Source organism: Methylophilus sp. VKM B-3414 (genome assembly GCF_032248435.1).
Lineage (GTDB): Bacteria > Pseudomonadota > Gammaproteobacteria > Burkholderiales > Methylophilaceae > Methylophilus > Methylophilus glucosoxydans.
In genome coordinates this window covers 623987-647962 of the sequence record NZ_JAVTLI010000003.1, presented here as the reverse complement: position 1 = coordinate 647962, position 23976 = coordinate 623987, and the positions used below count along the sequence as shown (strand labels likewise).

Annotated in this window: 20 protein-coding genes; 7 read left to right on the top strand and 13 right to left on the bottom strand. The window is 50.7% G+C overall.

Translation table 11 applies throughout. From position 1 onward, the window contains the following. Positions 1-150: 150 nt before the first annotated feature. From Q9292_RS05385 to Q9292_RS05350, 8 genes are all read right to left on the bottom strand, one after another. Positions 151-3249: a DUF6701 domain-containing protein gene (locus Q9292_RS05385; RefSeq protein WP_313985596.1), complete on the bottom strand. Its 3099-nt coding sequence runs from the start codon at positions 3247-3249 to the stop codon at positions 151-153. Further along, positions 3246-3605: a hypothetical protein gene (locus Q9292_RS05380; protein WP_313985594.1), complete on the bottom strand. Its 360-nt coding sequence runs from the start codon at positions 3603-3605 to the stop codon at positions 3246-3248. The genes Q9292_RS05385 and Q9292_RS05380 overlap by 4 nt, the downstream gene beginning before the upstream one ends. Positions 3606-3691: 86 nt before the next feature. Beyond that, positions 3692-4483, bottom strand: a complete 792-nt coding sequence (locus Q9292_RS05375) for a prepilin-type N-terminal cleavage/methylation domain-containing protein (RefSeq protein WP_313985591.1) — start codon at positions 4481-4483, stop codon at positions 3692-3694. Beyond that, positions 4467-5090, bottom strand: coding sequence for a type II secretion system protein (locus Q9292_RS05370; RefSeq protein WP_313985589.1), 624 nt, complete (start codon positions 5088-5090; stop codon positions 4467-4469). Before Q9292_RS05370 ends, Q9292_RS05375 begins: the two co-directional genes overlap by 17 nt. A 32-nt stretch (positions 5091-5122) precedes the next feature. Continuing rightward, entirely contained in the window at positions 5123-5575 is a 453-nt protein-coding gene (locus tag Q9292_RS05365) for a Tfp pilus assembly protein FimT/FimU (RefSeq protein WP_313985587.1), read from the bottom strand. Between the two features lie 13 nt (positions 5576-5588). Further along, positions 5589-6011: a type II secretion system protein gene (locus tag Q9292_RS05360; protein ID WP_313985585.1), complete on the bottom strand. Its 423-nt coding sequence runs from the start codon at positions 6009-6011 to the stop codon at positions 5589-5591. 145 nt (positions 6012-6156) lie between these two features. Then, positions 6157-7371, bottom strand: coding sequence for a type II secretion system F family protein (locus Q9292_RS05355; RefSeq protein ID WP_313985583.1), 1215 nt, complete (start codon positions 7369-7371; stop codon positions 6157-6159). A 5-nt stretch (positions 7372-7376) separates the two neighbouring features. After that, positions 7377-9029: a GspE/PulE family protein gene (locus Q9292_RS05350; RefSeq protein WP_313985580.1), complete on the bottom strand. Its 1653-nt coding sequence runs from the start codon at positions 9027-9029 to the stop codon at positions 7377-7379. Between the two features lie 141 nt (positions 9030-9170). Here Q9292_RS05350 and trmL point away from each other — a divergent pair, with 141 nt between their 5' ends. The 4 genes from trmL to Q9292_RS05330 all read left to right on the top strand — a co-directional run bounded on the left by trmL (position 9171) and on the right by Q9292_RS05330 (position 15710). Continuing rightward, a complete protein-coding gene (trmL, locus tag Q9292_RS05345; protein ID WP_313985577.1) occupies positions 9171-9635 on the top strand; it encodes a tRNA (uridine(34)/cytosine(34)/5-carboxymethylaminomethyluridine(34)-2'-O)-methyltransferase TrmL in 465 nt (154 codons plus the stop codon). Positions 9636-9880: 245 nt separating this feature from the next. Next, on the top strand, positions 9881-12061 hold the full coding sequence (gene uvrD, locus Q9292_RS05340) for a DNA helicase II (protein ID WP_313985575.1): 2181 nt from the start codon (positions 9881-9883) through the stop codon (positions 12059-12061). A gap of 13 nt (positions 12062-12074) precedes the next feature. Beyond that, positions 12075-13856, top strand: a complete 1782-nt coding sequence (locus tag Q9292_RS05335) for a PglL family O-oligosaccharyltransferase (protein ID WP_313985573.1) — start codon at positions 12075-12077, stop codon at positions 13854-13856. A gap of 84 nt (positions 13857-13940) precedes the next feature. After that, positions 13941-15710 carry a GGDEF domain-containing protein gene (locus Q9292_RS05330; RefSeq protein WP_194748683.1) on the top strand — a complete coding sequence of 590 codons (1770 nt, stop codon included), beginning with the start codon at positions 13941-13943 and terminating at the stop codon, positions 15708-15710. 19 nt (positions 15711-15729) lie between these two features. On the opposite strand, the gene Q9292_RS05325 is transcribed toward Q9292_RS05330, so the two are convergent. The 4 genes from Q9292_RS05325 to Q9292_RS05310 all read right to left on the bottom strand — a co-directional run bounded on the left by Q9292_RS05325 (position 15730) and on the right by Q9292_RS05310 (position 18690). After that, complete coding sequence (locus Q9292_RS05325; protein WP_194748684.1) at positions 15730-16527, bottom strand: BPSS1780 family membrane protein; 798 nt, start codon at positions 16525-16527, stop codon at positions 15730-15732. 22 nt (positions 16528-16549) lie between these two features. Further along, positions 16550-17476 carry a homoserine kinase gene (locus Q9292_RS05320; RefSeq protein WP_313985567.1) on the bottom strand — a complete coding sequence of 309 codons (927 nt, stop codon included), beginning with the start codon at positions 17474-17476 and terminating at the stop codon, positions 16550-16552. Between the two features lie 40 nt (positions 17477-17516). Next, positions 17517-17861 carry a DUF2782 domain-containing protein gene (locus Q9292_RS05315; protein ID WP_194748686.1) on the bottom strand — a complete coding sequence of 115 codons (345 nt, stop codon included), beginning with the start codon at positions 17859-17861 and terminating at the stop codon, positions 17517-17519. Positions 17862-17964: 103 nt separating this feature from the next. Next, the gene (locus tag Q9292_RS05310; RefSeq protein ID WP_194749104.1) at positions 17965-18690 is read right to left on the bottom strand and encodes a TIGR00730 family Rossman fold protein; all 726 of its coding nucleotides are present in this window, start codon (positions 18688-18690) and stop codon (positions 17965-17967) included. A gap of 96 nt (positions 18691-18786) precedes the next feature. Here Q9292_RS05310 and polA point away from each other — a divergent pair, with 96 nt between their 5' ends. The 3 genes from polA to Q9292_RS05295 all read left to right on the top strand — a co-directional run bounded on the left by polA (position 18787) and on the right by Q9292_RS05295 (position 22220). Further along, complete coding sequence (gene polA / locus Q9292_RS05305) at positions 18787-21552, top strand: DNA polymerase I (protein WP_313985563.1); 2766 nt, start codon at positions 18787-18789, stop codon at positions 21550-21552. A gap of 58 nt (positions 21553-21610) precedes the next feature. Further along, positions 21611-21829 (top strand): hypothetical protein, encoded by a 219-nt coding sequence (locus Q9292_RS05300; RefSeq protein ID WP_313985560.1) that lies wholly within the window; start codon positions 21611-21613, stop codon positions 21827-21829. Between the two features lie 151 nt (positions 21830-21980). Beyond that, positions 21981-22220 (top strand): GlsB/YeaQ/YmgE family stress response membrane protein, encoded by a 240-nt coding sequence (locus tag Q9292_RS05295; protein WP_194748688.1) that lies wholly within the window; start codon positions 21981-21983, stop codon positions 22218-22220. A gap of 29 nt (positions 22221-22249) precedes the next feature. On the opposite strand, the gene Q9292_RS05290 is transcribed toward Q9292_RS05295, so the two are convergent. Next, positions 22250-23899 (bottom strand): MHYT domain-containing protein, encoded by a 1650-nt coding sequence (locus Q9292_RS05290; protein ID WP_313985811.1) that lies wholly within the window; start codon positions 23897-23899, stop codon positions 22250-22252. Between the last annotated feature and the right edge of the window lie 77 nt (positions 23900-23976).

Genomic DNA, 23976 nt, shown 5'->3' with positions numbered 1-23976 from the left:
GCGCCATCGTGGCACCAGACAATCACGCTATCCGGCCACGCCTCATATATGCGAGCAACTTTAGTGCCTGAAACGGGAGATCAAATGCAGGAATAAGACGACAAAACCACCTGATTTAGGTGGTTTTGTATAGGCGAGGACGGATATCAACTAAAAGTTCTCGCGCATGTATATGATAGGTGCCTTATAAATACCGAAGGTGGCGCGCGCACTAGGGTCTGCGCCAAACCATCCCCCCAAACCATCTGTCCCGTCAGCGGCGTTAGACTGAACACTACTGGTACAAGTACGATCTCCGCCGGCACTGCCAAAATTGAGATCCAGATCTACACTCCCTGTATTGGGTGTTGTGCCCGACACGCCCGGAGCGCTCAAGCGCAAACTCATAACCCCATTATTCATGGCACTGTTCACGCTCAACACGGTTTCACAGGCATTAAGATTGCCTCTGTAGTTTTTCATGGCGATGGTATTCAGTGGAAAGCTGGTGCACGTATCGTCTGAACTGCGGCGATACCCACCGCCACCCCAGTACTGCACTTCAACGGGAACAATCAACGGCAATAACTCAGAGCCATGCGCAGGCGTAATGGCAACTCGTCCATAACGGTAGGTGGCACTTGATAAAGTAATCGTGGCAGGATCGGTTGCAACGCCATCGGAATCCTGTACGCGCGTCGTCACCGAAAAGGTTTGCTCTGCAATAGGGCTTGCAGGACGTGTCACGTTAAATCTTGCGGTCATCGCCGCTTTCCCGCCAGACCACCCCCCCTGTAGCGCAGGACTATGGACACTTTGACTTAATGTCCCACCTACCAGCGGAGGATTAGTTGAGAAATTAAAGTTTGCCCAAGCACTTGGATTATTGAACTTGGCATAACTGCTGGGTCCCGTGCCTGTGTAATATGTCGTGGTCGCCCCATACCCATTCTGGGCAGTAATGGTAAATGGTATCTCCAAACCAGCTTTGGTGATGGTATCCTGATTATAGTAGACAAAAGTACTACAAGCTTGCTTGCTCCCCCCTGTAGTGATCACAAACTTATTCGGAATGAATCTGCCAAAAAAACTACTTGCAGCGGTATTGCCAAAATTGCAGCCATATTTCTTGGGGGTACCCGTGCCCGTATTATCAAATCCGCCATTATCACAATCTCCATTAGCTTTATCTACAGCGGTAAAAGTATCGTCATAGACCCCTTGGGCTGCAAATTGAAAAAAGCCAACCTCACTGTACTTAAAACTATCACTGCTACTGGTGCCACTACTGGCCGCAGGAAATTTGTTAGGAGTTATAGGGTCATAGCTAATCTGCCCCATCGTCACTACACCATCATGCTGATAGACTTTTGACGTATCTATAGAAGGGGTTCCGTTATAGCCGCTTTCACCAGTCACAGCTGTTAAGTTAAAACTATCTGTGCCTGCCTTAAGCTTGTAAGTATAGGTCGGCGAGGGGGTAGTAGACGAGAGGCTTGTGTTGGTAGTTGAAACTGTAAAGGACTGCGGCCGAATGGCAAAGTTATCAGAAGAACAACCCGATTTGTTCTGACCGGCGTCACTCACCTGACAACGCACCTTGGTATATGCTTGCTTCACATCTGAGGCGTTGAATGTCACTGTTTTATGCCCGCCATCCGAAGCCATGAAGCTAACAGACTTGGTCGCGATGATGTTCGTACTGCAGGTGTTATTACTATCGGTGACCAAATCAACTTTTAAACCAGACGAATTGTAGCCGTTGGACTGTTCACCATTGGCAAGTACGGCAACCACCTCAACATTAAAAGACTGACCAAGCACCTTGGTGTAGAGTGGGTTACGCTTAGATGAGTCAGCTTTTAGGTTGTTATATTTAATGGGGGCACTTTCCATACACTCAAACGTATTCACACACGCCGTGTTCGTCATGGTAAAACTACAACTTTGCGAATTATTTGCCGTGTTCCAGCACTTGATGCCATTCATCGGCCCTTTGCTGAGGCCCGTCGCTCCCAAGGTATAAGTAGCTGCAGCGCTACCTTGTAAGGTAATGGTGTCAATGGTGCGGTCACTCCCAACGTCGAACTGGGCGTCCGGTGTCACCGTGACGGTTGGAGAGCTGGGAGAAATGGTCAGCGTCCCCGTAAGGCTACCTGAATTGATTAACTGGTTATCCGGACAAGGCATGGTAGAAACCAAACAAGCCATGACCTGAATATCGACCGGACATAAAGAGGAACTGCCAGGGTGGCGTATTTCCAGGTGATCATAATCAGGCACCAGGGTTGAGCCAACCACAAAGTCATAGCTGAATGTGTATGTTCCAGGCGATGTAAAGTCGTATTCAATCGCAGCGCCTGTGTCTGTTAAAGTGGTATTGACTGTATTCCCCAATGGGTCTGTTTTGGCTAGCGCACAGGCGACGGAATTGTCATTGGTCCAGAATGTTGCGTAATTGCCTACGCAATAACGGCTAAATTGACCATCCCGCTCCCTGAAGCTTTCAACCACATCCAAATTGGCAGGAAGCGCTGTACTAGAGGGACATGCAATATTGGTTGAACCACTTCCAGATTGGCATTTTCCCGCATAAGGATAAGTCCCGGCCACCTGTTTGCCGTTGGTATCCACGTAGCGGACACCACATCCGCAGTCAGAGCCGCCTAAATAGGTATCCACCACATGGTAATACCGCACTGGATTACTTGAGCTCACTGGATACAACAAAGGAATATTAATAGTCACCTTTGCAGTCACAAAGTCATAAGGATAGGTATAACTCCAGTCTATTGTTACTTGTGGCCCGCCTCCGACATTGCTCCCGGGAACGGTGAACTGCGAACGGGTTGTCTGCGCGTTTCCAGCTGAGGCGTTGGCCGGCGTCACCGCTGTCATCGCTTGAGGGGTATAGTTTGATGGCGAATCATAGGCAAAATGATCAGGTCCATAAATGGTCTTATTACCACGGATGTAAATGCCGTTATCAAGCCTATTCTTCGATCTTGGACTAATAATTGTGTCTTGTGGCGTCATATCTTGGTCTGGCTGACCTGAGAATAACTGGCCCGATCCATTTAATCGTTGCACCTGGATTTGTGTGTAACGGTCAATAAAAACTCTTAATCCGTTACTGCTGCTCGTACCACCATTCTGGTTCAGGATGGCCGTCGCAGCCAACACGAATCCCGGAGCTAACAGTCCGGCAATACAAAGCCCCCATAAAACAGTTAATCTCAACCAGGCAAACAATGTCTTATTCCTTCTCAACTACACTCTTCTGTACCCATCAGGCAACGACTCAAGCTCACTGTTACTTTGCGCTCAATATAATCAAGCGCGCCAGCCGCTCCTTTTGAGGCGGTAGCGGTAATGGTATACATGCCGATATTCTGTGTCCCTGCCCGGTCTTGTGGCATCGGGTTTGTTTGATTACATGTCAATGCAATGTTAAAGCCATTAATCGTAAACGGATTAGGCGGCGTAGGGCATGGTTGCATTGAGGCCGACCCTGGCGCAATCACCTGATAAGCCGCCCACTCGACGCCAGCCTTGGCAGCCAGGTAAGCTTGTGCACCTTGCACATCCTGTATCGTGCCTTGATTGGCCAACAATGACAGCCGCATGGAATAACCCACAAGCGACGCCAATATCACCATTAAGAAGATTGCCACAGGCAACATAAATCCTTTTATGCGATGAAGCGTATTTTTCATGGCGAATTCACCACATTAATCAGGTTAACCAGGCGCACAACGCCACCATTTTTACTGAGCTCTAGCTGTGCTATTACCACGCCGCTATGCTGCATGACGCCTTCTGTATAAGTAAAACTACAGCCCGTGACATCTTGCGCAACGATACTCGGGGTGAGTCCGGCAAAGTTTGAGGGGTGCGCAGAGGGAATCGCGTAATTTGAATACATCAACAGGCGTCGGTTGGCTAAATCGCACACATAAAATACGGCTCCGTTCACCACATAAAAACGGCTCCCTGGAGAAGGCAATGGAAAGGCGGAACCACTAAATGTAAGCGTGCTGAGATTAGTGCCAGTGCTGGTTAAGGATCGAATCGTATCCCCCGCATACACATCTGCTCCTTGAATACCAAGGTTATAAATCACCAACTGGTCGCCAGAGTCTACAGAAGGCACACGGTCGCCGAGTACGTTAAAAGTGTCATTCGCACTGACAAAATCCAGCGTATCCTGCTGGTAGCGGCCGCCAGCTTTGATCGGCACAAACTCTACATAGGAATTATCAGCAGCCACCCAGACACTGTTTGGCAAGGCGTTGCGGATATCGCGTGACATGCGGCGCAATGAGATATCGGCGCGATCAGCGAGCTCATAATAAGCCTCGGAATTCACATAAGCCAAAATGGAATTTTTGATAAAGGTGACGGAAATACCGCCGAGAATTGCCATCACCACAATGACGATGACCAACTCCACCAAGGTGAAGCCTGAAATAGCAGATTTGGGTTGGTTAAATTTTCGGCGCATAACGAACCCTGTATCCAGTCAGCCGGATGGTAGTGTCTGCGGGACCTGTCACCGTAATCACAATCTGTAACACCGCATCTGCTGGCAGCGCTGCAAAAGCACCACTCCCGCCCGCCTGAGTAATTGCAACGGATGCCGCGTAAGGGTTTAAGCCCGGTAAGGCAGTCGCATTGCCAATGCGGCAAATGCCGGCACATCCACCACCAGGCATGGAAAATCCACCATAATCGGCCACATTATCAAATGGATCGGTGGCACTGTAACGGCTCTCTGTAGAGGGAGTGGGGCCATTTAAGGTCGCATTTTGTGGATTGGTACAATCGCCATAACTTGTCGCCGTAGAAGCATTCGGGTCATCGGGATCACAATAAGTAAAAGGCATTTGCTGGACTTCTTGCATCAGCGACTCAGCAATGGCGATTGCTTGCTTGCGCGCCAGTGGATCTGCAGAATGACGTCCCATAAATGAGAGCGCACCGATAACACCGGCGATGGCGGTGGTGACAATCACCATAAACACCACCATCTCCACCAATGAAAAACCTGCATGCAAGCGCACGCACAATTTGCCTGGTTGTCTGTAAGAGTGATGTTTGTTGTGATGCATTGTTATTATCCAGCCTGTAACTGGTGGACTGATCAGTGTATGTATCCGGTGTCCGCCTCAACAGTCACGGTCACAGATTGCGCATTATTTTTCTTGTTGGTCGCTTTATAGTTAACCGTAGAATTAGGCACCACCCGCCCGAGTGCGTCAAAGCCAACGCTTACGTTGTCTGAGGTGATATCCACATTCTTGCTGCTGGTAAATACATATGCAGCAGTCGTCTCAGGATTGATCACTGCCTGATTGCACGCGGTATCGAAACATAAGCTAACCGTATCTGGCACCGCATTATTGAGAATCACATACACATTCCGACGCTGGGCAATTGCCGTTTTTTGCGCATAGCGTAATGTAGATGAAAGTAAACCCGCGTCACCGCGGGTTTCGAAGATATCGCCGTTGGCAAATCTAGGAGCAGCTACCGCCGCTAATATCCCCATTAGCATAATCACAACCACAAGCTCAACGAGGGTAAAGCCCTTCATTACCAGCGCTTAGCTAACAGGCATTACCTACAGTTGCCAAACCAGTAGTAGGATCGTAGGTAATAACACAACTCCCTTTAGTGTAGGTTGCATTATTACTACCAGCTGCGAATGTAAAACCTGCTCTATCTTGAATCGCCGCATCAATGCCACCACTAGTGGCAGCAGGCCATCCTTCACCAGTTGAACCTGCAGCATTTACCGTGACATTAGTATTATCCATTTTTACAGTTGTGCCCGAAGCACCACCTGCTATCCATGCCGCCTTGGCCAAGCTTGCTGCTGATGACACCGCACCAGCCAATCCTTGTGCAGCCGCTTTTTGCGCATTTGCTTGCACATTGATAAATCTCGGCAAGGCTGTCGCAGCCAAAATACCGAGTACAGCAATCACAACCACCAACTCAACTAATGTAAAACCAGCTTGTTTTTTCATTACTCAAACTCCTAATCAAAATGCCCTGCCGTTCTTATCACAGTGGCAGGTTAACACTGCGTTAAACTCTCATTAGCAAATACTATGCCAGACAATTTTGGTCCATTGACTCTGGTCCAGTTTTTAATCATGCCAGAGAATGAGTTTAACTCCCTTTAAGCATCACTGAACTCATATCCCATATTGGTAAAAACACCCCCAACGCAAGTATTAACACTAGCACCCCTAGAAATACAATCAAAATAGGCTCAATCTGGGCACCCAAAGTTTTAACGTCATACTCCACATCGGACTGATACATATCAGCAACCTCCTGCATTAAGGTGTCCAAGGAACCGGACTCTTCACCTACCGCAATCATTTGCAAAACCAGTGAGTTAAAGACCCCGGTTTGCGTCGCAGTTCTGAGAATGGTCTCACCTCGCTCGATGCCTGCAGACATGCTTAAGATTTTGGCCGAAATATAGTCATTTTCAACCGTTTGTGACACTAGCCGCAACGCGGAGAGAATGGGCAATCCACTCCGAGTAGACAGCGCAAAGCTACGCGCAAAACGCGCCATGGTACCTTTAAAAATAATTTTTCCAGCAATCGGGATACGCATTTTGATACGGTCCCAATTAGACCGACCACTTGCCGTTTTAACATAAGCTTTAAAAGACCAACCTGCCGCGGCTATCATGCCGATCAGTACAAACCAGTAGTTGCGCATGAAGTTTGAAAAAGCGATCAGCATTTTTGTAATCAATGGCAAATCGGCATGCATGGTGGCAAACACTTTTTCAAACTGCGGAATCACCATGACGTTAATCACCACAATGGCAATGGCCATGGCGGTAATTACAAACATGGGGTATTGCAAAGCTGATTTGATTTGCCCACGCATAAAGCGGTCAAACTCTATATGTTCGGCCAAGCGCAGAAAAATATTGTCCAGATTACCCGTTGTCTCACCCACTCGAATCATACTTATGTAAAAATTATCGAACACCTTTGGGTGTTCAGTCATGGCAACCGACAATTCTCGGCCAGAATCCAGGCCCACGCGCAATTGGCCAATGACTTGCGCCAGCTTAGAGTTGCCCACCGAGCTTTGAATTCCTGAGAGGGCGCGCATAATCGGAATCCCAGCCTTGAGCAAGGTATACATTTGCCGACTGAAGATCATTACTTCAAGACTGGTAATTTTCTCTTCAAACAGGTTAATCGCAACAGCACCCGTTTTCTTGGGCTTAATCTCTACCGGCGTAATTCGGGTACCAATTAACGCGGTGCCCAAGGCATCGGCATCGGCGGCTTCTTGTACCCCAGTCACCACCATGCCATCTTCGGTACGCCCTTTGTATTCAAATAATGGCATAGGCGTTATTCTTCAAACTGGTTATCGACACGCATGATTTCTTCCAGCGTGGTTTTACCTTCAATCGCCAATTGCAGCGATTGGTCGCGCAGGGTTTTACCTTTGAGACGTTCACGCGCTTTTTTGATAAAGATGTTGGTATCCGGCATGTTGGCTGCCATTGCCAGCTCATCGGTCATTTCAAGAAACTCATACAAGCCCACCCGCCCCAGATAACCGGTGCGGTTGCAATGTTGACAGCCTTTGCCATGGCGGAAGTTGGTCGGTAAGGTTGCATCCGGCAACACCTGATTGAGCCACACTGTTTCACTCTCTGTAGGTGCATGCTCTTCAGCACAGTGCGGGCAAATTAGCCTTACCAGACGTTGCGCCATAACACCGAGCAAGGACATGGCCACCATAAAGCGCGGCACGCCCATGTCAATCAAACGCACCGGAGCAGTTGAAGCATCGTTGGTATGCAAAGTGGAAAGCACCAGGTGACCCGTCATGGAGGCACGCAGACCGGTTTGCGCAGTTTCTTCATCCCGCATCTCGCCCACCAGCACAATATCGGGATCCTGCCGCAAAATGGCACGTAGCAACTTGGGGAAGTCCAGCTCGATTTTTTCATTCACCTGCGTCTGAATAATGCCGGGTAAACGATACTCCACCGGGTCTTCCACCGTAATGACTTTGGTCTCAGGCGTATTTAGCTCGCTAAGCGCTGAATAGAGGGTGGTGGTTTTACCACTCCCGGTAGGCCCGGTAACCAGTACCATGCCACTGGGTCGATTAATCATTTTGCGGAAGCGTGCCAGCAAAGCCGGCGGCATACCCAGTTTATCGAGCTGAAAATGGGCAGTGTTCTGAATCAGCAGACGCATGACCACCGTTTCGCCATACTGCGTTGGCATGGTCGAAATACGCATATCGACCGCCTTACCTTTGACCGAGAAGCCAAAACGACCATCTTGTGGCAGGCGCTTTTCAGAGATATCCAAGCCAGCCATGATCTTGAGACGCATGACCAACGCAGTGGCAATTTTGATATCTGCCTGGGTTTGAAAATGCATGACACCATCAATCCGAAAGCGGATCAGCAGCTTGTTGTCTTGCGGCTCAATGTGCACGTCAGACGCTCGCACTTGCACCGCGTCCTCAAAAATCGTCTGCAACAGCTTGACCACAGGCGCATCGTCCACGCCCAGGTCTACACCCATCATGCTTGAGAGATCGGCATTGCTGTCTGCCAGGTCCTCTTGCAACTCAAGCGCCAGTGAAGAAATCTGCTCAGTCTGGCGATAGGAACGATCAATGGTCTGCATGAGCAGACTCTCTTGCACCACGACGATATCAATATCACGCCTGAGCAGCCTGACCAACTCGTCATAGGCATAGACATCCGAAGGGTCAACCATCGCCACCAGAATGCTGTCTGGGCGCTCTTCGAGAAAAATGGCACGGAAACGACGTGCCTGCACTTCAGGGAGTTTTTGAACCTGCTTGGGATCCAGCTCATACTGGCCAAGATCCAGGAAAGGGATATTGAGCTGATGTGCAACGGCTTCAGCAATTTGCCGCTCGTTGGCATAGCCTTTTTCAGCAATCACCCGTCCAAGGCGGCGGCCTGTCTTGCGCTGCTCTTCCAGCGCCTGATCCAGTTCAGCTTGGGTCATGAAATTCTGTCTGACCAGAATTTCACCTAATCTAATTTTCTCGGGACGAGCCATGGCGTTGTAATTATTTATCTTGAGATACTTTCTCGACTATCATATCACCGTCATACTATCCTTGCGTAAGCAAACAAGCAGCCAAACATGTTTCATATCGTGCTTTTCGAACCCGAAATCCCGCCCAATACAGGCAACATTATCCGTCTCTGTGCCAATGCAGGTGCCAAGCTACATCTGGTCAAACCACTGGGTTTTGAACTTTCAGATAAACAGTTAAAGCGGGCTGGGCTGGACTACCATGAATATGCAGCGTTGACCGTGTATGAAAACTGGGCGGAATGCCAGCAAGCGCTGCATGGAAAACGCATGTTTGCCTTGACCACCAAAGGCAGCACGCGCCACAGTGATTTGCAGTTTAAAGACGAGGATGTATTTGTGTTTGGACCAGAGTCACGTGGCTTGCCAGAAGAAATTCGCGCCCAATTTGCGGCAGAGCATCGTGTCAGATTGCCAATGTTGCCGCATAGCCGTAGCCTGAATTTATCCAACTCAGCCGCAATTTTGCTGTATGAAGCCTGGCGACAAGTCGGATTTACCGGTGGTGTTTAAAATCACCTTCTAAAACTTACAGACAAAAAAAGCCCCGATTAAGGGGTAAATCGGGGCAATAGGCCTCATCGTAAAGGCTTCCGCTCAGGGAGGAAAGAAGCGGAAAGATGATTCATCATCATCGTGCAAGTATGAGTGTAAGAGGTTTTAAAAAGTTCCAGAAAAATGTTGAGTGCAACGATTTGCCGACTACAAGCACGTGCTTAGACTGCGCCTGAAACGCTGCATCATGCGATAATAACGGCATGTATTCTGAAAATAATCTGTTACAGGGCCTGAATGATAAACAACTGCAAGCGGTCACCCTGCCGCATGTCTCGGCACTAATTCTAGCCGGGGCGGGCAGTGGCAAAACCCGCGTGCTCACCACACGGATTGCCTGGCTGATCCAAACCGGGCAAACCTCCCCCATGGGCCTGATGGCAGTGACGTTTACCAACAAAGCAGCCAAGGAAATGCTGACCCGCCTCACCAGCATGTTGCCGATTAATACACGCGGCATGTGGGCAGGCACATTTCACGGCTTGTGTAACCGCATGTTGCGCGCGCATTACCGTGAAGCGGGCTTACCGAATACCTTTCAGATTTTAGATACCGCCGACCAGCTTTCTGCCATCAAGCGCGTGATGAAACTGATGAATGTGGATGATGAAAAATATCCACCCAAGCAGGTGATGGGCTATATCAATAGCTGCAAAGAGGAAGGCCTGCGTGCGGATAGCGTCGATGCTTACGACGGCCATAGCCAGAAACTGCGCGAAATTTATGCGGCCTATGATCAGCAATGTAACCGCGAAGGCGTGGCCGATTTTGCCGAATTATTGTTGCGTTGCTACGAGCTGCTAGAACGCGAACCGCACATCCGTGCGCATTATCAGCAACGCTTTCAATATATCCTGGTCGATGAGTTTCAGGACACCAACCGTCTGCAATACCTGTGGCTAAAACTGTTAGGCGGCGCACATAACAGTATTTTTGCCGTCGGGGATGACGACCAGAGCATTTACGCATTCCGTGGCGCACGCGTCGGCAATATGAATGACTTCCAGCGCGACTTCAACGTGCAGAATATCGTCAAGCTCGAAGAAAACTACCGTTCGCACAGCAACATCCTCGATGCCGCCAACGCCATCATTGCCAACAACCGCAACCGTTTGGGTAAAAACCTGTGGACCTCGGCCGGCAAGGGCGAGCCGATTCGCATTTATGAGGCTTACAACGATACCGACGAAGCGCAGTTTATTGTCGATGAAGTGAATATGCTGCAAAAAGAAGGCGTGCCCTTGGGCGAGATGGCCCTACTCTACCGCAGCAATGCGCAGTCCCGCATTCTCGAACATACCCTGTTTTCGGCCAACATCCCTTACCGCGTGTATGGGGGTCTGCGCTTTTTCGAGCGGGCTGAAATCAAACACGCTTTGGCCTACATGCGGCTGATTGCCAACGCCAACGACGACACGGCCTTGTTGCGTATTATTAACTTCCCGCCCCGCGGCATCGGTGCGCGTGGACTGGAGCAACTGCAAGAAGCTGCGCGCCAAAATGAATGCAGCTTATGGCAGGCCGCCACCAACAAAGTCGGTGAAGGCAAGCTAGGCAGCAAAGGCTTAGATGGCTTTGTCGCCTTGATCAGGCAAATTGTTGACCAAGGCTACGGCATCACGCTGGGTGAAATGGCAGAAATGGTCATCAACCTGAGTGGCCTGATGGCGCACTACCAAAACGACAAAGAAGGCGAAGACCGCATTGAAAACTTGCAAGAGCTGGTGACGGCTGCGGTCGCCTTTAGCAAGCAGGACTTGGGCAACCATCACAACATGGAGGAAGATGCCGACCTGCTGACCCAGTTTCTGAACCATGCCAGCCTAGAAGCAGGCGACCATCAAGCCGACGTTGGCCATGAGGCCCTGCAACTGATGACCGTGCATGCCGCCAAAGGTCTGGAGTTTCAGAGTGTGTTTATCAGCGGCGTTGAAGAAGGCCTGTTCCCACACGAGCAAGCTGCCTATGAAAATGGTGGCCTTGAGGAAGAGCGGCGGCTTATGTACGTCGCCGTCACGCGCGCGCGCCAGCGCTTGTATATGACATATGCGCAAAGCCGCATGCTGCATGGGCAAGTCCGCTACGGCATCCCGTCACGCTTTGTCGATGAAATCCCTGCCGACCTCACCAAACGCCTGAATAGTAAACCGGCTGCCAAACCTTATGCGGCAGGCGGTCAATACAACATGCCAGCTGCACAACCGGCAAGCACCCAGTCCAACTATCCGTTCAAGATTGGTCAAAGTGTGCGCCACAGCAAATTTGGCGAAGGGGTTGTGGTTAGCTATGAGGGGAACGCCAGCGATCTGGCGGTGAAAGTGAATTTTGGCAGCAGCGGATTAAAAACACTGATGCTCGAATACGCCAAGCTGGAAAAGATCTAGCCAGACCAAACCATTGAAAACCTATGCAGAAAAATTGGGTGGCTCAAAAATGAGTCTTTATCTGATAGGTGGCATGTTTTGTCTGCCATTCGTCATTGCCTACCACGACGTCCCAATCCCGAACTTCTACAATGAGTGGATCGCCGGGCTGCTTGGATTACTGGCACTTTGGCCCTTGATCACCAAGCCGTTCTGGCAATCGCCCACGCTTCCCAGATCAAGCTTCATCTTTTTAGTACTCCTGCTACTCACTTACTTACAAGCCATGCTGATTGGGGCTACTGCCCCCCATTTGCCTTTGATTCAAGGGTACTTGATCTGGGGCTTTTTGCTTACAACGCTGGGGTATCAATTGCGCCAACAGCATGGCTGGGAAGCTGTTTCCATTGTGCTTGCTTGGTCACTACTCATCGGCAGTGCAATCAATGGGTTATTTGTTGTAATGCAACTTTTACAGCACAGCGGCATCGTCCTTCCTATCCCAAGGCTGGAAAGCTACGGCATGTTGGCACAACGCAATCACTTTGCAAATTTCATCAGCCTTGGCATCGTGTCATTAATGTATTTACATGCCAAACGCGCAATCCAGAATCGATGGACTGTCATTAGCCTGGCGATGGCTTTAGTAATGCTGTCTTTTTCTGGCTCGCGCAGTGCAATGCTTTATTTGGGCGCGATTGCATTGCTGTGCGGGTTGTTGCATTTAACCTTGCAGTATCAAAAACGCTCAATTCAAACCACCGAGCGTCTACTCAAGATCAGCCTCATGTTACTGCCCAGTTTTCTCATGCTTCAATTAGCAATGAATTCCTGGCTTCCTGAGACCTTTATCCAGACCCCTCTTACGCGTGCCATGGACGGGATCAGCAACCCTTCAGCCTCGTTACGCCTGCAGTTCTGGCAAACCAGCCTGGCTTTGTTTAGTCAGTCTCCCCTACTAGGCATGGGCGTTGGGCAAATGCGCTGGCAAACTTATCTTCTGGCCGCGACCCCCAGCATAAACCCATCCCATATGTTCTTTGAGCATGCCCACAACCTGTTTTTAAACCTGATGGCAGAAATGGGCCTACTCGGCTTACTCACGGCATTGGGCGGATTATTGTTATGGGCAAGGGCATTTTTCAGGCACCATGTCACGACAGTGGAAACCTGGTGGTTGCTTGGGTGCCTGGGCATCATTTTCATACACAGCATGGTTGAATATCCTTTGTGGTATAGCTACTTTCTTGGGATCTTCGCTTTTTTGCTCGGAATGGGGGAAGCCTCGACAGTTACCCTCGCCAACTTTTCTCAATCCGCCCGTAAGTTATTAAGGCTATCACTGGCAGGCGTATTAGTGTATGGCCTCTGGCAACTGGCCTTCATGCAGATCGGCTATCAAAAACTTGAAAAACAAATTCTGTTTGCCAGCCAGCCAGAAATGTCGCTTGCTCAAAAGCAAGACTTTGTGAATAAGATGCTTTGGGTCAATCAAAATACACTGCTTGCTCCTTATGCTGAGCTGGTGTTGGCCACCTATTTAGCCCCCAATCCAACTCAAGCAGAGCTTCAACGATCGATCGCAGAAAACGCGATTCGCTTCATTCCGCTGCGAAGACCATGTTTACATTTCATTCTATTGCTGGAGCTACTTGAAAAACATGATCAAGCCAGCGCGCACTTGAGACGTCTGCTCAGCGTTGCAAATGGAAACCTGGAGCAGGACATACAACAGCTGCCGAATCAAGAAGCACGGATACTGAGGGAGATGGTGATCCAGCAAAAAAACGCTGACGCCACTGCCACGGCGCCCTAACAACATTCAGATAGTCATAAATATTTCATCCAATCTTGACATTTCCTTGATCAAGAATCTTCACGCTTCGTCGATACTGCTAGCATGATTTATGCTGCCCCCAATACCGAAATTGAAGCCATCCTGGCACAGAGAAACCTGTTGCCCTTGTTTCAGCCCATTATTGATATCAAGCAAGCGCAGGTGTTTGCGCATGAGGCGCTAATTCGTGGACCACTGGAGTCCAAACTACATGCGCCGATTGCCCTGCTCAATGCAGCCAAGTTATGTGGGCGGGATATCGAGATGGAGTCTATCGCGCGCGATGTGATTTTTGAAGAATATCGCCGGGCGAACCATGCCATGCCACTGTTTGTAAACTTTAGCCCAGATGCCTTGCTGCACAGCGAAAGTGACTGGTCATTAAGCTTGGCGCAGCTGGAGAACTATCAGCTTGCAGCCAGCGATATTGTTATCGAAATCACCGAGAGTTCCACCATACGCGATTACGCCGAACTCAAAGAGGCGGTCACCAAACTCAAGGCACTCGGGTTTAAAATCGCGCTCGATGATCTGGGTGAAGGGACTTCAAGTTTGCGTTTGTGGTCTGAGCTGTCACCGCACTATGTCAAAATCGACAAGCATTTTATTGCCAACATCCACAACGATCCGATCAAGCTGGAATTTGTCCGCGGCATTCAGAAAATTGCGCTGGAGTCGAACACGCTGACGATAGCCGAGGGCATAGAAACCAAAGAAGAGCTGGCGGTCATCAAAGACTTGAAAATAGACTATGCCCAGGGCTACCTGCTGGGCCGTCCGTTCCCCAAATTTCAGGCGACTTTGTCCGAAGAAGTGAGCACGCTGCTCAACAAAAACATTATTCGTTTATTTGCGGACCAGCAAACCATGGTCTCCAAACAAGCAACCGTATCCGGGCTCACCAGCTATCAAGTGGCGGCGCTGCCTGAAATGACCAATGAAGAAGTCTATGACTGGTTTCATCACGACAACAATCTCAACTCTATCCCGGTCACCGACCATAAAGGCAAGCCACTGGGGCTGATCAGCCGTTATGACACCATAGACCGCTTTGCGAGGCGTTACCAAAAAGAATTACATGGCAAGAAATCCTGCACCACATTTATGGATACGCAATGCCTCATCATCCAAAAGGACATGCACATCCTGGCCTTGAGCGAGCTGATCCTGCAAGCCGATCCCAAGTATTTACTGAACGGCTTTATTATTGTCGACGGCGAGCGTTATGTGGGCATGGGCAGTGGTCATGCGCTGTTGCGCGAAGTGACCAACATGCAGATTCATGCCGCACGCTATGCCAACCCACTCACCCTGCTCCCGGGCAATGTGCCGATTAATGCTCATATCGACAAGCTGCTGGAACGGCGCATAGCGTTTGTCGCCTGTTATTGTGACCTTGATCATTTCAAGCCGTTTAACGATGCCTATGGTTATCGCCGCGGCGACGAGGTGATCCAGTTTGTCGGACGCATGCTGAGCAGCATGGTGAACCATGAGCATGATTTTGTCGGCCATATCGGCGGTGACGACTTTGTGATTGTGTTTCAGAGTGAAGACTGGGAAAGGATATGCCGCGACATTCTGGACACGGTGGCGAAGGTCATGCCAGACTTTTATGACCTCAAGGATGTGCAGTCAGGTGGCATTCATATTGAAGACCGCTTGGGCAATGAACACTTTTTCCCGTTTGGCAGTTTGTCTATCGGCGCAGTGAGAGTTAGCGCCGAGTTTTTTGCCAGCCATCATGAAGTGGCTGGCGCCATGAGTCATGCCAAAAAGCAAGCCAAAAAGATTGTCGGTAACAGCCTGTTTACCGAGCGCCGCAAGCGATAACGTTGCAAGCAGCAAGCAATTAAACGCTGGCCTCGACTTGTGGTGCTGCCCTGAAGGCATCTTTGTAGCTGATGTATTGAAAGGCAAACATCAGTGCATTGATGACCAGCAAGGCAATAAATACCAGCAGCGGCATCAGCAGCTGCGTGACCGTTGGAATCAGCACGCCTAAAATGCCAATCACCAGCCCCAGTCCCAGCATTACCACCAGCATGCCCAGCATCATGACTAGCCAGGCTACGCCCATGGGCACGGTATATTGCAGCATGCCGGCGATACTGGATTTGATCGCTTTCACCAGCGGATAGCCATTGAGGGCAATCAGCATGGGGGAAAACCAGGTAGCAATAAACAAAGGCAAGAGCAGTAACAGCAACTTCACAATAAATGACAACGTGTTTTCAAGAAACTTGGTCATTTGTGAATCACTCATGCCGGCTTTGGTCGGCGCATGCGAAATGAGCGAAGCAAGTTCGCTGCTGAGCAGATAGGTCGCCAACACGGCATAAATCAGGCAGCTAGCGCCCAACAGCAACAAAGGCTTAAGATGCAGCTTGAGATGTTGCCAGGCATCACCGGGCGACATTTCACCGTGCATATCCACCTGACGGTAGAGCATCACAATCCAGGCCATGCAGACGGGCCAGATCACCACACTCACCATGCCTAGAAACCCCAGCAATGGCAAGGATGGCAACACCATAAAAATGAAGATGTAGGCCAGCGAGCACAACATCCAGATATGTGGCTGCGTTTTAAATAAAGCCAGGCTTTCTTTGACCCAGCGAATCCCGCGCTGGCTGTTTGTTTCTGTCATGTGACTCCCTTTTATAGCGCGACTAAGTAAGCGCTTGACGATTCAGCAATACCCGCTCGAAATGAGCCGGGTCTTTGGCATGGGTCAATTCCCCCGCCACAGGATAGTAAAAATCATACAGGCGCGATAGCCAGAAGCGCAAGGCAGCGCGGCGCAACAAGGCCGGCCAGAAGGATTTTTCTTCTGCAGTGAACGGGCGAACCGCGTGATAGGCATTCATGAACACGGCCAGCTTGTCATCGACAAACGCACCGTTGGCGTCTACGCACCACTCATTCACCGCAATGGCCACATCGTAGGCCAGTACATCATGGCAGGCATAGTAAAAATCAATAAAGCCGCCCAACACATTGCCGTCAAACAACACGTTATCGCGGAATAAATCGCCGTGTATCACACCATGTGGCAGACCAGACAAATCCAGGCCATGCTGAAACTGCAATTCCTCTTGCAACAAATGCTGCTGTACGGGTGCAAGCTTGGGCATCACCTGCTGCGCTGTCATCACGCGCCAGCCCTGACCGCGCTGATTGTGTGATTGCTCATGAAACGCCATACCCGCCAGATGCATACGCGCAAGCGTCTGTGCCACGGCTTCAATCTGGGTCAGGTTAGGTTGACTGACATCACTGCCACGCAGGCAGCTCACCATCAGGGCAGGTTTGCCATGAATCCGGTGCAAGGCCACGCCGTCTTTATCGACAATCGGGCTTGGGCATTGAATGCCGTGCTGCGATAAATGCGTCATTAAGTGCACAAAATAAGGCAGCTCGTCAAAATCGTTTTTCTCGAACACGGTCAGCACAAAGCGTGACTCACTGGTTTCGACAAAATAATTGGTATTGGTAATGCCAGCCGCAATGCCGCGCAAGGTTTGCAGCTCGCCAACATTAAAAGGCGCCAACCATAGGCGCACTTCATCCAGACTCAGAGTGGTAAAAACAGACATGTGGGTGACAACCCTACCCTTACGGGCAGGTCAAAAACATTTAGAAGCGGAAAAGAATCCATTTGGGCACGGACACCGGGCGAGAAGGACCATCATGCACCCACTCGCCATTACGGTCTTCCCGGTGCAGGTAGTAAGACTTGCCGCTCGGTGGCGTCACTTTCACCATATAGACCTCACCATTCAGGCTATATTCCTCAACCTCGTTATCACCATCCTTGCGCTTGGAGATGGTCGGCTGGTCTATGGGTTGTCCTTCAATGACTTTGGGCGGAGAGGGAATGTCATCCAGCAACTCGGCATCTTTGGGGGCCGCAGCACTAGCCAGCATGGAAAAACTCGCAAGGCACAGTGTGGCCAGCATAAAACGGGAAACATTACGCATGGAAGACTCCTTAGTCAGTGATCGCTATTCTAGCAAAAAGCCGTGCCGTGGCGGACATCCAGCGCTGAATAAACTTTAAATATCCTGGCTTTGCGCGCAGCGATTACAGGTACAACTGCATCTTGCGCTCCGCCGGCGTCAATTCGAAGCCAGTGGTTTCATAATGTTTGAAAATCGCGTCCACGATCTGTTGCGGCTCATCAATCACCTGCACCAGATGCATATCGGTCGGCGAGGCCATGCCTTCTGCCACCAGCGTATTGCGCAACCAGTCTATCAAGCCTGCCCAAAACTGGCTGCCGACCAGGATAATCGGAATCTTGCGGCTTTTGCCCGTTTGCACCAGCGTGATCGCTTCCATCAGTTCATCCAGCGTGCCAAAGCCGCCCGGCATGACGACAAATGCGCTGGCATATTTAACGAACATCACCTTGCGCATAAAAAAGTATTTAAAACTGATGCCGATATCCTGATAGGGATTACCGTGCTGCTCGAAAGGCAACTTGATATTCAGCCCGACACTGGCGCCACGGCCTGGAAAAGCCCCTTTATTGGCCGCCTCCATAATGCCTGGCCCGCCGCCAGAAATCACACTAAAGCCGGAGTCTGATAATAGTCGGGCAATTTCTTCGGTGCGTTGATAATACGGATGGTCAGGCTTGGTACGAGCACTGCCAAAAATCGACACCGCAGGCGTAATCGCCTTGAGGTTTTCAGTGGCGCCGACAAACTCGGCCATGATTTCAAAGGCATGCCAGGATTCATGGCTGGCACTATCGCCATTGAGCAACTCAGGCTCGACCATAGTTGGCAGCTTGGGGGTGGTCATCATTCAATCCTTCAACAATCAAAACCAAATTAGTGTACATGAAGTGGCTTTGAAATGCGTAAAATACGCCATTGATTTGACTCTTGAGAACACACGATGAAAACCCTGCTTCTGGTCGATGGCTCCAGTTATTTATACCGCGCGTTTCATGCCATGCCGGATTTGCGCAACTCGGCCAACGAGCCGGTCGGGGCGATTCAAGGCGTGCTGAATATGTTGCGGCGCCTGCACAAGGACTATCCTTCTGACTATAGCGCCTGTGTGTTTGACGCCAAGGGCAAAACCTTTCGCGACGATCTCTATCGCGAATACAAGGCCAACCGCGCCAGCATGCCGGACGATTTGCGCGTGCAGATTGAACCGCTATACGAAACCATCCGCGCGATGGGCTGGCCGCTGATTATTGAAGAAGGCGTTGAAGCCGACGATGTGATTGGCGCACTGGCCAAGCAGGCCGAAAAAGAAGGTATCCGCACCATTATCTCGACTGGCGATAAAGACATCACGCAACTGGTAAATGAAAATATTACCGTGGTCAACACCATGCGTGATGCCTTCCGTAAAACCGATGATGTATTGGATATTGCCGGCGTAGAAAATAAATTCGGCATCCCGCCCAGCAAAATTATCGACTACCTGACATTGGTCGGTGACAGTGTAGACAATGTGCCTGGGGTCGAAAAAGTCGGCCCAAAAACGGCGGTCAAATGGCTGACAGAATATGGCTCTCTCGACAATATCATTGCCAATGCCGACAACATCAAAGGCGTGGTCGGCGAGAACTTGCGCAAAGCCCTACCCTGGTTACCCACGGCACGCGAGCTGATCACCATCCGCTGTGATATCGGTATCCGTGAGCATTTTGATGAACTGATCCCCAAAGCCCCGGACAAGCCTGCACTACTCGCGCTGTTTGACCATTTTGAGTTCAGAAGCTGGAAGCGTGACTTAGACAAATTGCCAGACGGTGCCACAGCACCATTGATTGAAAATTCAGCCCAACCGACCGTCGAGGAGCTTAGCGGGCAAGCCGGTGGCGATTACTCGCCGGATACGCGACGGCTTTACCAGACCATCTTATCGGACAGTGAACTGGAACCGTGGCTCACCAAACTGGAACAAGCCGCCCTGCTTTGCTTTGACACTGAGACGACCTCACTGGACCCCATGCAAGCCAAAATTGTCGGCGTCTCGTTCAGCGTTACGCCGGGGGAAGCGGCTTACATCCCGCTCACCCATGATTACTTTGATGCGCCTCCACAACTGGCTTTGACGGCGACCCTGGCTAAACTCAAACCCATCCTTGAAAACCCGGACATTAAAAAAGTCGGCCAGAACCTCAAATACGATATGCATGTGCTGGCCAATCATGGCATCACGCTGCAAGGCATTGCGCACGACACCCTGTTGCAATCGTATGTGTTTGAGAGCCACAAAGGGCATGGCATGGATGAACTCAGCGAGCGCCATCTGGGCATTGCCCCCATCAGCTACGAAACCGTGGCGGGCAAAGGCGCAAAACAAGTGTCGTTCAGCCAGGTCACCGTCGAGGTGGCTGCCGAATATGCAGCGGAAGACGCCGACATCACGCTGCAACTGCATCAGGCCCTGTACCCGCAAGTGACAGTCTCGGACAAACTGCGCTTTATTTATGAGCAGGTGGAAATGCCCAGCATGCAAGTGTTGCAACGCATGGAGCGCAACGGCGTGTTGATCGACAGCCACATGCTCAACCGCCAGAGCAATGAAATTGGCCTGCGTTTGATGGAGATTGAAAAACAGGCGTATGAGCTGGCCGGACAACCGTTTAACTTGGGCTCGCCCAAGCAGTTGCAAGAAATCCTGTTTGGCAAACTGGGTATCAAACCCTTGAAAAAAACGCCTTCTGGCGCCCCCAGTACCGACGAAGATGTATTGCAGGAACTGGCGCTGGATTACCCGTTGCCCAAGGTAATTCTGGAACACCGCAGCTTGGCCAAGCTGAAATCCACCTACACCGACAAGTTGCCGAAAATGATCAACGCGCAAACCGGGCGCGTGCATACCAACTACAACCAGGCAGTGGCAATTACCGGACGGCTGGCCAGCTCGGACCCCAACCTGCAAAACATTCCGGTGCGCACCGCCGAAGGCCGACGCATCCGCGAAGCTTTTATCGCCCCGCCCGGTAGCCAGATCATCTCGGCGGACTATTCGCAGATTGAGCTGCGCATCATGGCGCATCTCTCACAAGATGCCGGAATGCTGACGGCCTTTGCCAATAACGAAGACATCCATCGCGCCACGGCCGCAGAAATTTTTGGCGTGGACAAAGCAGCCGTAGATAACGAGCAGCGACGCTATGCCAAAGTGATTAACTTTGGCCTCATCTATGGCATGAGCGCGTTTGGCCTGGCGCAAAACCTCAATATCGAGCGCGGCGCGGCGGCCAATTACATTGAACGCTATTTTGCGCGTTACCCCGGTGTCAAAGCCTATATGGAAAACACACGCGCACTGGCCAAGCAGCAAGGCTATGTCGAAACCTATTTCGGCAGACGCTTATGGGTACCTGAAATCAACAGCGCTAACGTACAAAGAAGAAACGGCGCAGAACGCGCCGCCATTAATGCCCCCATGCAAGGCACGGCGGCCGACCTGATCAAACTGGCGATGATCGCCGTCGACCAATGGCTGACCGAGCAAAAACTGCAGACCAAACTCATCATGCAGGTGCACGATGAACTGGTGCTGGAAGTGCCTGAACATGAACTGGCATTAGTCAAACAAACCTTGCCCGTGCTCATGCAAGAAGTGGCAACCTTATCGGTGCCGTTACTAGCCGAGGTTGGCGTAGGCAACAATTGGGAGAGTGCCCACTAGACAGTGACCTAACTTACGGTCAATATGAGCCTATCTTTTTTAACTGTTGAGCTTGGTCATGAAGTCATTAGTGATGATAGGCATTATATTGATTGCAGCCGGTGCAGCCGGGCTGATTTTCAAAGGGTTTAGTTACGAGAGCACAGAGACCGTGGCAAAAATCGGCTCTTTAGAGGCCAATGCAGAGATCACCAAAGAGGTGGAAGTCCCGCAAGCGCTGAGCCTGATTGTGATTGCGGCGGGGGCAGCCTTGTTGATCATCGGTCTGAAAAAATAAATCCTCAAGTCAGTGTAGGCGCGGCGCCATCTGGATGTTTGCAGTGAGTGAGTCAGCTGAATCTGACAGGTTTTTCCTAGATGGGCTGACAGATGACAGGCGCAACTGTGCTTAGCATAGAGCTTCATCATAACAACAGGGGAGTACACACATGCTTTGGACAATTGTTGTAGGGATTATCGCGGGTTGGTTGGCAGGCTTGATCATGAAAGGCGATGGCTTTGGGCTGATTTGGGATTTGGTGCTTGGTATTGCCGGTGCAGTGGTCGGCGGCTGGCTGTTTGGCCTGCTGGGCTTGAGTGCCAGTGGTGGCATGATAGGCAGCATTATCGTCGCCACCATCGGTGCCGTCTTCCTGATTTTTATTTCCCGCCTGCTCAGGTCGGCATAAAGCAGCATTCACCGTTACTGCAGTACAGCCTAGCTGGAAAAGATGACTTTTCCAGCTTCGCCTTTTTTGGCCTGATACATCGCATTATCCGCCTTCTGCAGTAAGGCTTCGATGTCGTCGGCCGTTTTAGGCCAGTCATAAGCAATACCGATACTACAGCCTACCGCGATCTCCTGACCTGATTGCAACTTGATGGGCTGACTGATGCTTTCGACCAGCTTGCCTGCAACCATGCGGGCCAACTCTTCCGGCTGGGAGGCAAAGGTCAGCAAAATGACAAACTCATCCCCGCCAAAACGACACACCATATCTTCTTCGCGCAACACATCAGGTAATCGTTGTGCGATGGCCATCAACACTTCATCGCCCACAGGATGGCCATGGGTATCGTTGACAGCTTTAAACCCATCAAGATCTACAAATAATAAAATAATGCCCCGTTGCGGCTGGCTGCTTTGAAGCTGGCTGACAATGCCATGCATCATACTCAGCATGCCGCGCCGGTTGAACAAGCCGGTCAGCGGATCTTCGGTCAACAGTTTCTCTAGGGCGTTTTGCTGCTGGCGAAATACGGTTAAATCCATCAAAAAGCTGATACAAAAATCCAGCTCATCTTCAATCACACGGGTCAGTGCAATCCGCAATGGAATTTCGCGCCCATCCGCATGTATCCCGTGACGCTCAGCGACCACTTTTCCAGCCTGGTCATGTTGCCTGCGTTTGCGCGAGAGTGTGCTGAGCTGCTTCCAGTCGGGGATCATTTTGCCAAGCGAACGGCCCACGATTGCCTGCGACTGAACGCCAAACATAGCCTCAAAAGCGCGGTTCACCATCTGGATATGTCCCTTGGCATCCGTAATCACAATGGCGTCTATCGCGTGCTGAAAGATCACGCGCATTTGATGCTCCCTGAACTGTAACTCGCGGGCCAATTGCCGCTGCCGACTAATCATGGTTTGCGCCAGAATAGCGCCTAGCAAGGTCACCAAGCCCATGGTGACCAGCAAGGACAAATACAGCCGGTCTACGGTGGGCACAGGCTCATCAAACTGTATGGGGCCAGTAAAGCTGGCCGCAGCCATGCCAAGATAGTGCATGCTGGTAATGGCAGCCGCCATGACCAGGCCGCTGAACAAATGGCGCCAGGGCCGCAGTCGCCGCAAACGGGTACAGCGTTGATGAAACCACAACGCCAGAATGGCTAGCATCACTGCTGAGAAGACGGACACCAGTACCAGCCATGGATTAAACGCCATAACAGCAGCCGTTTGCATGGCCAGCATGCCGGTGTAATGCATCACCCCGATGCCCAGGCCGATCAAGGCGCCGCTAATGGTTAAATCGTAAGGAGATTTTCTTGCTTGCGCCAACCATTGCATGGATGCCCAGGAGGCAACAAATGCTGGCAGCAAGGAGAGCAAGGTGATGACCAGCTCATAACGCACCGTGGCACACAGCTCGAAAGCCAGCATGCCAATAAAATGCATGCCCCACACCGCGGCACCCATCGCCAGGCCACCGCCAAGGATGGTCAAGCGGCGGTCGCGCTTGAGTTTGAATTGCTGGGAGACCTCGGCCAGATGGATGGCAATGACTGAGGCCGTGAGTGCGATCAGGTAGGATAAGGCAACCATCGCGGGATCATAGCGAGATGAAAGGATGGTGTCTGCTGGACTCACAAAATCAAAGAGAAAACTGTTCAATGGATTTCTTTCGATAATGTACTGATCACTGACTGAAAAGCTGGCTAGGCCAG